Here is a 15,166-nt window from a genome sequence, read left to right on the forward strand (position 1 = left end):
TGAGATATCCCAGAGTTATCTTTGCCAGCCAATTGAATTTGTGGATGAAACCTGCCGTAAGTTCCGTAAAAAGTACACCTTTGACTTTGACTTTTGCCGATTTTAAGGAAATCACTAAAGCCAAACTGGCCGTTAGTGTGGTTTTTTCTTCCATAGCCGGCTATTTTTTAGGAGCTTCCCAAATCGATTTGATGTCGGTTGCATTGCTTGCCTTTGGTGGATATTGCATGGTCGGCGCATCTAACGCATATAACCAAGTCATTGAAAAAGATTTGGATGCTCTAATGAGTAGAACCAAAAACCGTCCGATTCCGGCGGGAAGAATGACAGTTCAAACGGCGATGGCAATTGCAATATTATTGACCGTATCTGGCGTGGTGGCTTTATACATGCTAAGCCCAAAAACGGCAATGTTCGGAGCCATTTCGATTTTTCTGTATACAAGTGTCTATACACCTTTGAAAACCAAAACACCACTTTCGGTGTTTGTCGGAGCTTTTCCAGGAGCTATTCCCTTTATGTTGGGATGGGTGGCAGCAACAAATGAGTTTGGTATTGAACCAGGAACCTTATTTATGATTCAGTTTTTTTGGCAATTCCCCCATTTCTGGGCATTGGGATGGATGCTTGATGATGATTATAAAAAGGGAGGGTTTAAAATGCTTCCTACAGGTAAGAAGGATGCGGGAACAGCACTTCAGATTATTTTGTATACCATTTGGATGATGGTTATCTCCGTTATGCCAGCTTTTGGTTTTACGGGAAGGTTGCACTTATCCATTCCCGCAGCTGTCATTGTATTGATTGCGGGATTTGTAATGCTGATATTCGCTTTTAAACTGTATGAAAAAAGAGATAATGCATCCGCTAGAAGGTTAATGCTGGCCAGCGTGACCTATATTTCATTGATTCAAATAATATACGTAATAGATAAGTTTGTAAGCTAAACCACTATGGATTTGACCGAGGTAGATATTGAAGTAAAAAACAAACGTGCAAAAAAAATGATGCTGTGGTTCGGTATTTTGAGCCTGATCATGGGGTTTGCCGGATGGACGAGTGCATATATCGTAAGTAGTAAAAGAGAAGATTGGATTAGTGACTTGGAATTACCACAAGCCTTTTTCTTTAGTACTGGCATTATCATTTTAAGCAGTGTAACCTATTATTTGGCAAAACTAGCTGTAAGCAGAAATGACCAATCCAAAGGAACACTTTTATTGGTAATCACCCTTGTGTTGGGGCTTGCGTTTATTGTTATGCAGTTTATGGGATTTTCCCAGATGCTCGAAAATGGTTATTACTTTACGGGCCCGACCAGTAATATCAAAATGTCGTATGTTTTTTTGATAGCCGCTGTCCATATTGTACACGTTGTTGCGGGGTTGATTTCATTGTTGGTGGTAATGGTGCAACAACTACGGGGAAAATATATGCCTGAAAATATGTTGGGAATGGAACTAGGCGCTACTTTTTGGCATTTTTTGGATTTCCTATGGGTGTATTTAATACTATTCATGTATTTCGTGAAATAAAAATATATCTAAACAGTTTTCGTTAAAGTTTATCTTTTCGAATACACCAAAAGGTGTATTTTTGTGAAAGTTTTATTAAAACGACCTTTTTTATGAATACAACGGTGACTACCGGTACTGATGAAGGCGTTTGGGATGGCGGAAATCGCCCACTGAACGCTAGCTATGGAAAAATGATGATGTGGTTTTTTATTGTCTCGGATGCCTTGACCTTTTCTGGCTTCTTGGTTTCCTACGGCTTTTCCAGGTTCAAGTTTATTGAAACTTGGCCGATTGCCGATGAGGTGTTTACCCACGTTCCTTTCTTCCACGGGAATTACCCCATGATTTATGTGGCCTTTATGACCTTTATTCTGATTATGTCTTCCGTTACTATGGTGTTAGCTGTGGATGCTGGGCATAAAATGAAGAAAAACCGTGTTATTTGGTACATGTTCGCAACTATTATAGGTGGGGCCATCTTTGTGGGTTCGCAGGCTTGGGAATGGGCAACATTTATCAAAGGAGATTTTGGGGCATTGGAAACAAAGGGAGGACGAATTCTTCAGTTTGTCGATGCTGAGACCGGCGAAAGAGCTGCTTTGGCCGATTTTTCTAAAGTTCTACCAGAAGATAGAGTGAAGCACGAGAGCAGTGAAGGTGTTTGGTTCATGCAGGAAGGACACCAAACTTCGTTTTCCTTGAACGAAGTAGTGGCCGGATTCAAAGCGACGCCAAACATATTGATTCGTACCGAGACCATTAATGAAGAAGGTGAAAAAACTCTTTTGTCACGTCAAGAATCTTTGGTCAAACTTAAAGATGCCGTGCAGGTAGTAGAAGGGGCAAACCTTATCCATAACGAATATGGAAGTCGACTTTTTGCAGACTTTTTCTTTTTCATTACCGGATTCCACGGGTTTCACGTGTTCTCAGGGGTCATCATCAATATCATTATTTTCTTAAATATCATTTTAGGAACCTATGAACGTCGTGGGCACTATGAAATGGTTGAGAAAGTTGGTCTGTACTGGCACTTTGTAGATTTGGTATGGGTATTCGTATTTACATTCTTTTATTTGGTATAATTTTTATGTCATTCCTGGGAGTACAGGAATTCAAACAATAATATATAATGGCACACGAGCATAAACTGGAAATATTTAGAGGGCTTTGGAAATTCAAGTCGAACGTCCAAAAAATTTGGGGTGTATTGGCATTTTTGTCCCTTGTAACAGCAGTAGAGGTCGTTTTGGGGATTTATAAGCCTGAAATTTTCACAAAAAACTACTTTATCGGAATGAAGCTCCTTAACTGGATATTCATTATCCTGACCTTGGTAAAAGCGTATTACATTGCCTGGGATTTTATGCACTTGCGTGACGAGAAGAGTGCCTTGCGCAGGTCAATTGTATGGACGCCAATATTTTTGATATGCTATTTGGTGTTTATCCTCCTATTTGAAGCAGATTATATTTATACTGTTTTCAAAGAAGGGTATTTTGCATGGAACTTCTAAAAGAAAGTATTAACAATTGAAAAGGCGGTTTTATAACCGTCTTTTTTATTTTTGCACAACCCAAAATCTTATGAAATGAGCATAAACAAATCTCAACACTAAACCTACCTCTAGGAGTGATGGAATTTTTTATGTGAATTACTGAATATGAAGAAATTTTAGGTTTCTTCATTTTTTGGGAGCCATAAAGTTTTAAACAGATGAAAAAAACATTTGTCTTAGTTGTTCTATTTATCTTTCCTTTGGTAGCGTACCTTTTCTTTGCTTCGGGAGTGAACAACTTTGGTAAATTACCTACACTTACGGAAAATATCCCAGATTTGTCCAATTTTGAAGGAGATGTGTCTTTAAAGGATAAAATTACCATTCTAGGTTTTTTGGGAAACGAAGTGGATGAAAGAAAAGGAAATGCCTTCAATCTTAATCAAAAAATTTATAAACGTTTCGGGAAGTTCAAGGATTTTCAGATTGTAATGCTGGCCACCGAAGGAACTCAAGATAAAGTAGCTTCTTTAAAAAAAGAACTGGGGAAATTGTCCGAAATCACCAAGTGGAATTTTGCCTTCGGTACTCAAAAAGAAATTGCTTCGTTTTTCGAAACAATGGGAACCGATTTGAAACTCGATGAAACCATGGCCACTCCTTATGTGTTTATAATAGATAAAGATTTGAATCTTAGGGGAAGAAACGATGACGAAGATGACGGTGTCAAATATGGATTCAATACAACCTCAGTAGCGGAACTGAACAATAAAATGGAAGACGATGTCAAGATTATTCTTGCCGAATATCGTCTTGCCTTAAAGAAAAACAATGCCGACAGGAGCGAACAGTAAGAGGAAATACAATTACGTTTGGATATCAGCCGTTATTCTGATTTTTGGAATTTTCGCCGTATATGAGATGACCAAAAAACTCAAAGATGGGGAGCTGGTCGAAAAGGATAGAATGAGCGTGCAATCACTGCAACAAAAGGTTGGCTATGTGGTGGGTAATGGTCAAAAAAGAAAGGTGCCCCCATTTTCTTTTTTAAATCAAGATAGCACCTTGGTCTCCAATAAGGATTACTTGGGCAAAGTATATGTTGTTGAGTTTTTCTTCACCACTTGTCCAACTATTTGCCCTGTAATGACCAAAAATCTTGTGGAGTTGCAAAATACGTTTAAGGATTTTGAAGACTTTGGGGTTGCTTCCTTTACTATCAACCCACGTTACGATACTCCTGGAGTACTCAAAAACTATGCGGATAAATACGGAATAAAAAATAAGGATTGGCATTTGTTGACCGGGGATAGGGATACCATTTATAGGTTGGCACAAGAAGGGTTCTATATAGTGGCGAATGAAGTGGAAGATGCTCCAGGTGGATTTGAGCACTCCGGAATGTTCGCTTTAGTAGATAAACAAGGATACATTCGTTCTAGGGACGATGCACATGGAAATCCTTTAATATATTATAGGGGCACAATTACAGAAAAACAGGGCGTGAATGCCGAGGGCGAGGCACAGCAGATAACAATGTTAAAAGAGGATATTAAAAAACTACTGTTGGAGAAATGAAAGAAACAATTTCGGCAAACGAAAAACAATTCAAAAAATGGATAATGGCAGTTTCCATTGCGGTGCCCTTATTGGTTGTGCTGCTTTTTATGTACAAGATACCTAATGCCAAACCACTTACCTTTTTACCCCCAATTTATGCATCAATTAATGGCCTAACCGCTATTTTGCTTGTTGTTGCGGTGATAGCAATAAAAAATGGCAATAGAATACTACATCAAAGGTTGATGACCACATGCATTGTGCTTTCGGTACTGTTTTTGGTAATGTATGTTGCATATCATATGACATCCACAAGAACTGATTTTGGCGGGGAAGGAACCATAAAATATATCTACTATTTTATTTTGCTTACCCATATTTTGCTTTCCATTGTCATAATACCGTTGGTGCTGAATACGTATTCAAAAGGCTATTTGGGTGACTATAAGGCCCATAGAAAATGGGCCAAATATACATTTCCCATTTGGTTATATGTGGCTGTTACCGGGGTTATCGTGTATGTGATGATTTCACCCTACTATCAATATTGAGCAAAATGAAGGCAAGGTCTGTTATTGTGTTGTTGATTTTTACTGTTTTTCCGCTCATGGCTGAAGCACAGTGTGCCATGTGTAGAGCTGTCGTGGAAAGTGAGATTGGAGGAAACACAGCGGAAGGAATCAATAATGGTATCGTTTACCTTATGGCCATTCCTTATATTTTGGTGGGTGGACTCTTCTATTTTGTTTATAAGAAGTTACGTAACTAACATTTTTTAAATCTTTTTGCACTTTTTTACACTTAAAGTGTAACAATATGGCATAACTATTGTCATATTAGAGTACGTCAACGTATTTCATCAATCATCAACACCAACCATTATGTTCGACATTGAAAGGTGGCAAGAAATTTTTGACACCATAAGGAAGAACAAATTACGTACCTTTTTAACTGGGCTTTCAGTTGCATCTGGTATTTTCATACTTGTAATTTTACTTGGATTTGGACAAGGAATGCAAAATGGCATTGAACATGAGTTCAAGCAAGATGCCATGACCAGTGTATGGGCATGGTCTGGTATTACTTCAAAAGAATTTAAGGGTCTCAATCCTGGAAGGCGGATCCAATTCAATAACGATAACTTTGAGGCTACGGCTGCAATGTTCAAAGAGACTGTAGAACATAAATCCCCTCGGATATTTGTTCGAAATGTCACCGTGAATTACGGAAAAGAATCCTTGGTGTATAGCATTCAGGGTATCAATTCAGATTTTCAATTCATTGAAGGGCCCAAAATGAAAGAAGGTCGATTTATAAACTATCAAGATGAAATTTCAACAGGTAAGGTCGCTGTAATAGGAGACAAAATAAAAAAAGATGTCTTTACAGATGTTGATTCTCCGGTTGGTGAGTTTATTGAGATTTCAGGAATACCCTTTAAAATAGTGGGCGTTTTTGGAGAGATGAAGGACAGGGAGGAAGAACGCATATACATCCCAATAACCACAACACAACGGGTTTTTAATGGAGGGGACAGAGTTAATAGTTTATCATATACACTTCCTGAGGTTGAAAACTTTGAGCAAGCCGTTGCACAAGCTACAAAATTCAAAGATGGGCTGAGAACCTATTTACAACAAGCACATATCGTTGCTCCGGATGATAATGGTGCTTTGGAGGTATGGAGTGCTATGGAAGAGGCTAAAAGATATTATGGCATCACCAACAATATGAAATTGTTCTTTTGGTTCGTCGGGGGGTGCACTATAATTGCCGGAGTTGTTGGAGTCAGCAATATAATGCTGATCGTGGTAAAGGAGCGAACACGTGAGATAGGCATTCGTAAAGCCCTTGGTGCCAAACCATGGTCAATAGTAGGCATGATTATGCACGAATCCATTTTTGTGACCGCTATTTCTGGATTTTCAGGTTTGATTTTTAGCATGACCCTGCTGGAGATTTTAGGACCACATGTACAAATTGATTACGTGGTAAATCCATCAGTAAACTTCAATGTGGCCTTTTCTACCGTGTTGGTGTTGATTTTGGCCGGGGCATTGGCCGGTCTGATACCAGCCTTGAGAGCGGCAAAAGTGCAGGTTATCGAATCATTAAGAGAAGAGTAAATTCATAACGACAAGTAAAAATGTTCAGCAGAGACAGATGGAGAGAAATATTGGAGGTGCTCACAAGCAATGTGGGCAGAACCATTCTCACTGCATTTGGTGTGTGCTGGGGGATTTTCATCTTGATTGTTTTATTGGCGGCGGGAAAAGGTTTTGAGAATGGCATTAGGGCGGACTTTGGCGACATTGCCACAAATACCATGTTCATGTGGACTCGTAGAACGACCAAACCTTATGAAGGCCTCCCAAAAGATAGAAGTTTCGAATTTAAGGTAAGCGATGTACAAGCAATTTGGGATAATGTGCCCAATCTACGTTTCGTTTCACCAAGAAACCAATTGGGGGGATTTCGAGGCGCTGGTAATGTAATTAGGGGGATTAGAGTGGGAGCCTATAACGTTTATGGCGATTATCCGGAAATTATTAATCAAGACCCAATGACGGTTACCTCTGGTCGCTTTATAAATCATAATGATATCCGTGAGAAAAGGAAAGTAGCGGTGATTGGTCTGGGTGTGAAATCAGAACTTTATGACAAGGGAGAGGAAATCTTGGGGTCTTACATCAAAATCCAAGGGGTCAATTTTATGGTTATCGGGACTTATAAGAAAAAAAACAATGATGGTGATGGGGAGGAAGCCCAAAAAGAAATATTTGTTCCATTTACCTCTTTTTCCCAAGCTTTCAATAGAGGGGAGGAAGTAGGTTGGATGGCAATCACCGCCAAAGATGGAAGCTCAATTTCCAAACTAAAAGAGAACATCATCAACGTGATGCGCAAAAGGCATAAAGTGCATCCTGAGGACAAAAGAGCCATAGGTTATTTTGATCTCTATGAGCAGTACAATAGGGTAGAAAGCCTCTTTGTTGGTCTAAAGGCCATCGCATATATCGTTGGCATAATGGTATTACTGTCCGGAATTATAGGAGTAAGCAATATTATGCTCATTGTGGTAAAAGAGCGCACCAAAGAAATTGGCATTCGAAGAGCACTTGGAGAACAACCTTGGTCCATTAAAAAACAAATTCTTATGGAATCCATTTTCTTGACCATTATTTCAGGCATGGTTGGAATCATTTTTGGGTCGTTGGTAATCTATGGGATTAACTCATTGTTAGATAGCGTAGGGCCTGTCGATATGTTCATCAACCCAAACGTTAGTGTGGGCGTTGTTTCTGGTGCATTGGTAATATTAATGATTTCGGGGCTTTTGGCAGGATTTATTCCCGCCAACAGTGCCATTCGTGTACGTCCAATAGAAGCTTTGCGAACTGAATAAAAAATCAATCAAAATAAGTGAAATGAAAAAATCGGTAACCATCATCATTTTATTGCTCATAGTAATCGTCTTTGGGGGAGCTATGTATTATTTATACCAAAAAAATAATGAGGACCCCGTGGTGTACGAAACGGAAAAACTATCTAAGCAAAGCATTGTAAAAAAAGCAGTGGCAACGGGCAGCATTCTTCCTTTGGAAGAGGTATTGATTAAGCCCAATATTTCTGGTGTCATTGAGGAAATTTACGTTGAAGGAGGCGATTATGTGAAATCGGGTGATTTATTGGCCAAGATTAAGGTGGTGCCCAATTTGAGCGCATTGAACGATGCGAAGAATGCCATAGATGAAGCTAAGATTAATCTTGATGACCAAAAACGAAACTACGAAAGGCAGTTATCTCTTTTTGATAAAGGGGTAATATCCAAGGCTGATTTAGAACGTGCCCAAGTTGCGTTTGAACAGGCTAGGCAATCTTATGGTGCCGCGAATAAACGATACGATATTGTGAAAACTGGAACAACATCTGGCTTTAGCAATGCTGCCAACACCTTGATTCGTTCAACCGTTGGTGGAATGGTATTGGAAGTTCCGGTAGAAGTGGGAAATCAAGTTATTGAAAGCAATAATTTTAATGAAGGAACCACCATAGCCGCAGTTGCGGATGTGGAAAAGATGATTTTTGAGGGAAAAGTTGATGAATCCGAAGTGGGAAGGATAAAAGAAGATTTACCGCTTGAAATAACCGTTGGAGCAATCGAAAATAAAGTTTTTGATGCGGTTTTGGACTACATTGCTCCTAAAGGAAAAGAAGAAAATGGAGCTATCCAGTTTGAAATAAAGGGAACTCTAAAAAAACAAGATTCGGTATTCATAAGAGCTGGGTTAAGCGCAAATGCTTCCATTATATTGGCACGCGCAGATAGTGTAATGGCCCTTAAAGAGGCGTTGGTCCAGTTTGATGATGATACTAAAAAACCTTACGTTGAAATAGAAACTTCTGAACAAAAGTTTGAGCGTAGAGACGTTGAATTGGGTGTTAGTGATGGTATTTTTGTCGAAGTAAAATCAGGACTCGATAAGGAAGATAACATCAAAGTTTGGAACGCTATTGAGAAAGAGGAAAGTATCAATTAACCATTTAACAAAATTTTTCGACATAATCTTGTAACATTTCAACATCTTGTAAGTCTTATTACCGGATGTAAAATCCCAGATAGCTAATAGCGCCAATCATGATAGAAATCAAAGACCTTCACAAGTCCTATAAAATGGGCAGCAATTCCCTTCATGTACTAAAAGGAATCAATTTTAAAGCCGAAGCTGGAGAGCTGGTGGCCATTATGGGATCTTCTGGTTCGGGTAAATCTACTTTACTGAATATTTTGGGAATGTTGGATGAAGCAGATGAGGGGGAATATACTTTGGATGGTGTGCCCATTAAAGATTTAAGTGAAACCAAGGCGGCACAATACAGAAATAAGTTTTTAGGTTTTGTATTTCAATCCTTCAATTTGATCAACTATAAAAACGCAATGGAAAATGTGGCGCTTCCCCTCTATTATCAAAAGGTGTCGAGAAAAGAGCGTCAAGAAAAAGCATTGAGCTATTTAGATAAGGTAGGGTTGAAAGAATGGGCTACGCATTTGCCCAACGAACTTTCTGGAGGTCAAAAGCAGCGGGTTGCCATTGCCAGGGCTATGGCTGCGGAGCCTAAAGTGCTCTTGGCAGATGAACCTACTGGTGCGTTGGATAGTAAAACTTCCTATGAGGTGATGGATTTAATCCAAAAAATCAACGATGAAGGCAATACCATTTTAGTGGTAACACACGAGGAAGATATCGCACATATGTGCAAACGGATTGTTCACCTTAAGGACGGCGTAATTGTTGAAGACAAAAAAGTAGAACAAGTTAGAGCATCCGAATATGTTCAATAGGGATACATGGCAGGAAATATTTCTGTCAATCAAAAAAAATAAGCTCCGTACGTTTCTAGCTGGATTTACGGTGGCTTTGGGTATCCTAATTTTTGTCTCTTTGGTAGGATTGACCAATGGACTTCGAAATACTTTTGAGGAGTTCTTCAGTGATGATGCCACCAATACAATTTTTCTTTTTGCAGGTCGCACTTCCATGCCATACAAAGGGTATAAATCCAATAGGATAATTGAATTTGATAATTCGGATTTGGAGGATATCAAAAAGAATTTTTCCATGTTCTTGGAGTATGTTACCCCAAGAATATCCCGTTCAGCTCTGACCAAATACAAGGAAGAATCCAATAACTACATTACACGTGCTGTAGGTCCAGGTCATCAGTTTAATGAAAAAACCATTATAATGAAGGGGCGCTACATAAATGAGCGCGACGTAGAGGCCAAAACCAAATATGCAGTCATAGGACGTTTGGTTGAACAGGATTTGTTCGGAACTAAAAATGCCATTGATAAATACATTGACATTGGAGGCAGTGTCTTTAAGGTAATCGGAGTTTTTCAAGATGACGGAGGAGACAACGAGGAACGTTATATCTACATCCCTTATACCACAAGACAACTTATTGAAAAAAATACGGATAAGATTGATCAAATCATTCTTGGTTTTAGGCCAGAAATCGGATATGCTGGTGCAATGGCTTTTCAAGCAAGCCTGGACAAGTTTCTAAGGGATAAAAAGTATATCAGTCCACAGGACCCTAATGGTCTGTTTATCCGAAATGTGGCAGACCAACTAAAACAAAACCAGCAGTTTGCCAATATTTTGGCGATAATAGCATCGGTTTTTGCTTTGGGTACCCTTATTGCTGGAATTATTGGGATAAGCAACATCATGGTATTTGTGATTAAAGAACGTACCAAGGAAATTGGAATAAGAAAAGCCATGGGAGCAACCCCTAAAGCAGTGATTAGCTCCATTCTTTTGGAATCTATCTTTATCACTACCATTTTTGGCTACTTGGGAATGTTAATAGGCTTGATTGTCTTGAATTCTATTGGGGAAAGATTGGAAGATTTCTTTATTAAAAATCCATATATAAATACCACAGTGGCAATCGTAGCTACTGTGTTCTTGATTCTTTTCGGCGCTTTGGCCGGATATATTCCTGCTCGAAGAGCAGCAAAGATTAAACCCATAGTTGCATTAAGGGACGAATAAGATGAGACTTTTATTTGATAGAAATACCTGGCAAGAAATTTTCGGATCCATCCGAAAAAATAAAATACGTACCATAATTACGATTATCGGTGTGCTATGGGGGATTTTTGTATATATAGCCATGTCAGGAGCCGCAAAAGGTATGGACAATGGATTTGAAAAATCTTTTGAAACGGTTGCCATGAACAGCCTTTTTGCATGGGCTCAAAGTACCAGCAAACCGTATGATGGTTTCAAAACAGGGCGCCAGTTACAACTGAAGTTGGGCGATGCCACAGTGTTACAAAATCGGATTCCCGATTTGCAGTACATAGCACCGAGAAATGTTAAGGGAACTTTTGGTTCTGCACCAGCATCCATTACTAGAGGCTCAAAATCAGGAAGTTATCCTGTGTATGGCGATTTTCCAGTATTCACCAAGATTGCCACCAAAAAAATATATGATGGAGGAAGGTTCGTAAACGATGACGATATTGAACAAGCAAGAAAAGTGTGCATCATAGGAGAACGGACCCAAAAAGAGTTGTTCGAGGAGGATGAAGACCCTATAGGCGGGTATATTCGTATAGATGGTATTTATTTTCAGGTAGTGGGCGTACATAAGTTTGTTCAAAACGCCCCATTCGATTCCGATAGTGATATTTACATTCCTTTCACCACCTATAGAAGACTTTACAACTCAGGTGATGAAGTGGGTTGGTTTTCCATGGCCGCTTACGATGATGCAGATGTAGTGCAGGTAGAAGAAGATGTAAAGGCCGTTCTGAAAAGTATTCACCGTGTGGACCCTACAGATGAAAGAGCCTTTGGAACTTTTAATCTTGGAGAGATGTTTGGAAAAATAATGGGATTCTCCAAGGGACTTACGTTTATCTCTCTGATTGTTGGGATTGCCACCATTCTAGCTGGTATCATTGGTATTGGAGCAATACTGTTGATTTCAGTTAAGGAGCGTACCAAAGAACTTGGGGTAAGAAGAGCACTTGGGGCTACACCGGGCGAGGTTAGGACTTTGATAATTCTTGAATGCTTGTTCCTTACATTGATTGCTGGGGTTATGGGAATTATTTTAGGGGCGTTCACCCTGAACATAGTCAATAATGCAACTCAGAACATCGATTTTCCGTATACGAATCCAACGGTACCTATTCCATTGGTTGTGGGTGCTTTTGCATTGATGCTGGTATTGGGGATTTTAATAGGCTTGATACCGGCACAAAGAGCTGTGAGTATTAGACCAATAGATGCATTGAGAGAAGAATAAAAAAAACAATAAAACTAAATAATCTAGAAAATGAAGAAAATTTTAAAATGGGTAGGGCTTGCAGTACTTGTTTTTGGTGCTTTATGGGCTGCTACGTTCTTTATTAAGTCCAACAGTAAATCGGCTGTCACCTACGAAACCCATAAACCGTTTATTTCGAGTATAGAAAAGAAAACGGTTGCCACTGGAAAAGTAATTCCAGAAGATGAAATAGAAATTAAACCCCAGATTTCTGGAATCATTGATAAGATTTATTTGGAAGAAGGTGTTAAAGTAAAAGCTGGCGATTTGATTGCGGTGATAAAAGTGGTTCCCAATGAACAATCCTTGAACCAAGCTGCTGGCCGGGTTCGAAATGCAGAATTAGCATTGAACAACGCAAAAATTGAGTATGAAAGGAATAAGGGACTGTTCGAAAAAGGAGTTATCTCAAGTCAGGATTTCAACAATCAGCAGTTGACGTACGACCAAGCACAGCAGGAGCTTAAAAATTCTAGAGCGGATTATCAAATCATTAGAAGAGGTTCCGCTGGTGGATCTGCAAGTGCAAATACCAACATTAGAGCTACTGTTACGGGTACTATTTTAGAGATTCCTGTTGAAGAAGGGGACCAAGTAATCCAAAGTAACAATTTTAACGATGGTACCACAATTGCGTCAATTGCAGACTTGGGTAAAATGATCTTTGAAGGAAAAGTGGACGAAGGCGAAGTAGGTAAATTGGAATTGGGAATGCCTTTGAAGATTAGTTTAGGAGCTATCGAGGACAAAGAATTCGATGCAAATCTCAAGTTTATCGCACCAAAAGGTGTAGAGGAAGCCGGGGCTGTTCAATTTAAGATTGAAGGGGATGTCGCTGTGGAAGATGACTTCTTAATTCGAGCTGGTTATAGCGCCAATGCTTCGTTGACGCTGGAGAAAAAAGATAGTATACTGGTTATTCCTGAAGCATTGCTTCAATTTGACAAAGAAACCGACAAACCTTATGTTGAAATTGCAACAGGCGAGCAGAAGTTTGAAAGAAGGGACATTGAAATAGGCATTTCTGATGGCATAAATGTTGAAATTGTCTCAGGTCTTGATGAATCTGATGAGGTAAAGCAATGGAACAAGACCGAACCAATCAAGAAAGGACAAGAGGACGAGGAAAAATCTGAGGAGGATGCCTAATCCCGTAACTTAAAAAATCAAAAAACGAATGAAAAGTAGATTATTTACACTACTGTTATTGGTGTGCGCGATGACGGTTTCAAATGCACAAATGCGTAAATGGACGTTACAAGAATGTGTCGAATACGCAGTAGAGAACAATCTTAGCATTGAACAGTTTGAACTCGATTTGGAAAACGCTAAAATAGATAAGTCCGATGCATTGGGTAATATGCTGCCAAATTTAAATGCCTCTGCAGGAGGGTCTAAAAATACAGGATTTACCATTGTAAGTACATCAAACGTTCCGGCATTGGGGAATTCATCCAATGTTAGCGCAAATGGAGGTTTTAGTTCAAGCATAACACTTTTTGATGGATTACGTAACGTCAAGCGCTTGCAGCGAGCCAAATTGAATAGGATAGCAAATCAGTATAGGTTGGATGATTTAAAAGATGATATTCGTTTGAACGTGGCAAATGCTTATTTGCAAGTACTTTCCAATAAAGAACAATTAAAAACCTTTAAGGCGCAATTGGAGGTAACTGAGCAAGATTTAAAACGAACCAAAGAGTTGGTGGAATCGGGGGTTTCTCCAAGAGGAGACTTATTGGAAATTGAAGCTACAGCGGCCAATCAAGAACAACAGGTCGTAAACGGAGAAGGTCTAGTGTTGATTTCAAGAGTAAGTCTGGCCCAATTGCTTCAAATCACCGATTATGAGAATTTTGATATAGCCGATGAGGAGTTCAATATTCCGCCATCCGATATTTTAAGCAATTCTATGAAAGTGATTTTTGATAAGGCATTAAGTTATAGAAATGATATAAAACTATCAGAAACAAATGTGGAACTTGCTAAAAAAGACCTTCAGATTGCAAAGGGTGCCATGTATCCATCTATAAGTGGTAATTTCAATTATGGAACCAGATATTCCGATGCTACAGGGGAAGTCCCAGATGGTAGTGGGGGTACTTTCACCCCAGGGTTTAAAGATCAATTATGGATTTTTGATGGTGTTTCTTTTGGCGCCAGTCTCAATGTTCCAATCTTCAATGGATGGGGTACAAAAAATAATGTAAAGCGCTCTAAAATAAATCTGGAAAAAGCTAGACTGCAATTGGAACAGGATAAATTGGATTTAGAGACCAATATTCAACAGGCTTACGTAGATGTTACTACATTTTACAAGGCTTATGAAGCTGCCGAAAAAACGCTTGAGGCTAGGAGATTGGCTTATGATTATGCCAAAGAACGTTTTAATGTGGGGTTGATGAACGCGTTCGATTTCAGTCAAGCACAATCTAGGGTTGACAATGCTGAAGCAGATGTTATCAGAACCAAATACGACTATATTTTTAGATTGAAAATATTGGAGTTCTATTTTGGTATTCCGATTTCCCTAAATTAACTGGGTTAGACATAATAGATGTTTGTTTTTCAGTATCAAATCCTTGTAATTAAGGTAATTTGTCACTTTGGGCCTGCCTGACAGACGAGGTATTATCTTGAAAAAGAAGAAATGGAATTGCCGCAAGGTGTAAAGAAGCTACTTATCTGTTTATGTAAGATTCGATAGCTGATTTACTCTCCCGTAGTTGGCGAAGGCGAATGT

General features: G+C 39.1%; 16 protein-coding genes. All 16 read left to right on the top strand.

Features of this window, described 5'->3' with window-relative positions; translation table 11 throughout:
• The first annotated feature begins 44 nt into the window (after positions 1 to 44).
• The 16 genes from cyoE to E4661_RS06790 all read left to right on the top strand — a co-directional run bounded on the left by cyoE (position 45) and on the right by E4661_RS06790 (position 14,962).
• Positions 45 to 947, top strand: coding sequence for a heme o synthase (gene cyoE, locus E4661_RS06715; protein WP_136466252.1), 903 nt, complete (start codon positions 45 to 47; stop codon positions 945 to 947).
• A gap of 6 nt (positions 948 to 953) precedes the next feature.
• Positions 954 to 1,535 (top strand): cytochrome c oxidase subunit 3, encoded by a 582-nt coding sequence (locus E4661_RS06720; RefSeq protein ID WP_136466065.1) that lies wholly within the window; start codon positions 954 to 956, stop codon positions 1,533 to 1,535.
• Positions 1,536 to 1,627: 92 nt separating this feature from the next.
• A complete protein-coding gene (locus E4661_RS06725) occupies positions 1,628 to 2,602 on the top strand; it encodes a cytochrome c oxidase subunit 3 (protein ID WP_136466066.1) in 975 nt (324 codons plus the stop codon).
• Positions 2,603 to 2,649: 47 nt separating this feature from the next.
• Positions 2,650 to 3,033 carry a cytochrome C oxidase subunit IV family protein gene (locus E4661_RS06730; RefSeq protein ID WP_136466067.1) on the top strand — a complete coding sequence of 128 codons (384 nt, stop codon included), beginning with the start codon at positions 2,650 to 2,652 and terminating at the stop codon, positions 3,031 to 3,033.
• 200 nt (positions 3,034 to 3,233) lie between these two features.
• Positions 3,234 to 3,869 (top strand): hypothetical protein, encoded by a 636-nt coding sequence (locus tag E4661_RS06735; protein WP_136466068.1) that lies wholly within the window; start codon positions 3,234 to 3,236, stop codon positions 3,867 to 3,869.
• Positions 3,847 to 4,593, top strand: coding sequence for an SCO family protein (locus E4661_RS06740; protein WP_136466069.1), 747 nt, complete (start codon positions 3,847 to 3,849; stop codon positions 4,591 to 4,593). The genes E4661_RS06735 and E4661_RS06740 overlap by 23 nt, the downstream gene beginning before the upstream one ends.
• A complete protein-coding gene (locus E4661_RS06745; protein WP_136466070.1) occupies positions 4,590 to 5,126 on the top strand; it encodes a DUF420 domain-containing protein in 537 nt (178 codons plus the stop codon). The genes E4661_RS06740 and E4661_RS06745 overlap by 4 nt, the downstream gene beginning before the upstream one ends.
• A gap of 5 nt (positions 5,127 to 5,131) precedes the next feature.
• On the top strand, positions 5,132 to 5,344 hold the full coding sequence (locus tag E4661_RS06750; RefSeq protein ID WP_136466071.1) for a hypothetical protein: 213 nt from the start codon (positions 5,132 to 5,134) through the stop codon (positions 5,342 to 5,344).
• A 112-nt stretch (positions 5,345 to 5,456) separates the two neighbouring features.
• Positions 5,457 to 6,701 carry an ABC transporter permease gene (locus E4661_RS06755; RefSeq protein WP_136466072.1) on the top strand — a complete coding sequence of 415 codons (1,245 nt, stop codon included), beginning with the start codon at positions 5,457 to 5,459 and terminating at the stop codon, positions 6,699 to 6,701.
• Positions 6,702 to 6,721: 20 nt separating this feature from the next.
• Positions 6,722 to 7,981: an ABC transporter permease gene (locus tag E4661_RS06760; protein WP_136466073.1), complete on the top strand. Its 1,260-nt coding sequence runs from the start codon at positions 6,722 to 6,724 to the stop codon at positions 7,979 to 7,981.
• A 22-nt stretch (positions 7,982 to 8,003) separates the two neighbouring features.
• Positions 8,004 to 9,116 (top strand): efflux RND transporter periplasmic adaptor subunit, encoded by a 1,113-nt coding sequence (locus tag E4661_RS06765; protein WP_136466074.1) that lies wholly within the window; start codon positions 8,004 to 8,006, stop codon positions 9,114 to 9,116.
• A 98-nt stretch (positions 9,117 to 9,214) separates the two neighbouring features.
• Positions 9,215 to 9,919 (top strand): ABC transporter ATP-binding protein, encoded by a 705-nt coding sequence (locus E4661_RS06770; RefSeq protein WP_136466075.1) that lies wholly within the window; start codon positions 9,215 to 9,217, stop codon positions 9,917 to 9,919.
• A complete protein-coding gene (locus E4661_RS06775; protein ID WP_136466076.1) occupies positions 9,909 to 11,138 on the top strand; it encodes an ABC transporter permease in 1,230 nt (409 codons plus the stop codon). The genes E4661_RS06770 and E4661_RS06775 overlap by 11 nt, the downstream gene beginning before the upstream one ends.
• A gap of 1 nt (position 11,139) precedes the next feature.
• The gene (locus tag E4661_RS06780; RefSeq protein WP_136466077.1) at positions 11,140 to 12,402 is read left to right on the top strand and encodes an ABC transporter permease; all 1,263 of its coding nucleotides are present in this window, start codon (positions 11,140 to 11,142) and stop codon (positions 12,400 to 12,402) included.
• A gap of 30 nt (positions 12,403 to 12,432) precedes the next feature.
• The gene (locus E4661_RS06785; RefSeq protein WP_136466078.1) at positions 12,433 to 13,572 is read left to right on the top strand and encodes an efflux RND transporter periplasmic adaptor subunit; all 1,140 of its coding nucleotides are present in this window, start codon (positions 12,433 to 12,435) and stop codon (positions 13,570 to 13,572) included.
• A gap of 28 nt (positions 13,573 to 13,600) precedes the next feature.
• Positions 13,601 to 14,962, top strand: a complete 1,362-nt coding sequence (locus tag E4661_RS06790) for a TolC family protein (protein ID WP_136466079.1) — start codon at positions 13,601 to 13,603, stop codon at positions 14,960 to 14,962.
• Positions 14,963 to 15,166 lie beyond the last annotated feature (204 nt).

The organism is Flagellimonas onchidii, from assembly GCF_004804315.1.
Classification (GTDB): domain Bacteria; phylum Bacteroidota; class Bacteroidia; order Flavobacteriales; family Flavobacteriaceae; genus Flagellimonas; species Flagellimonas onchidii.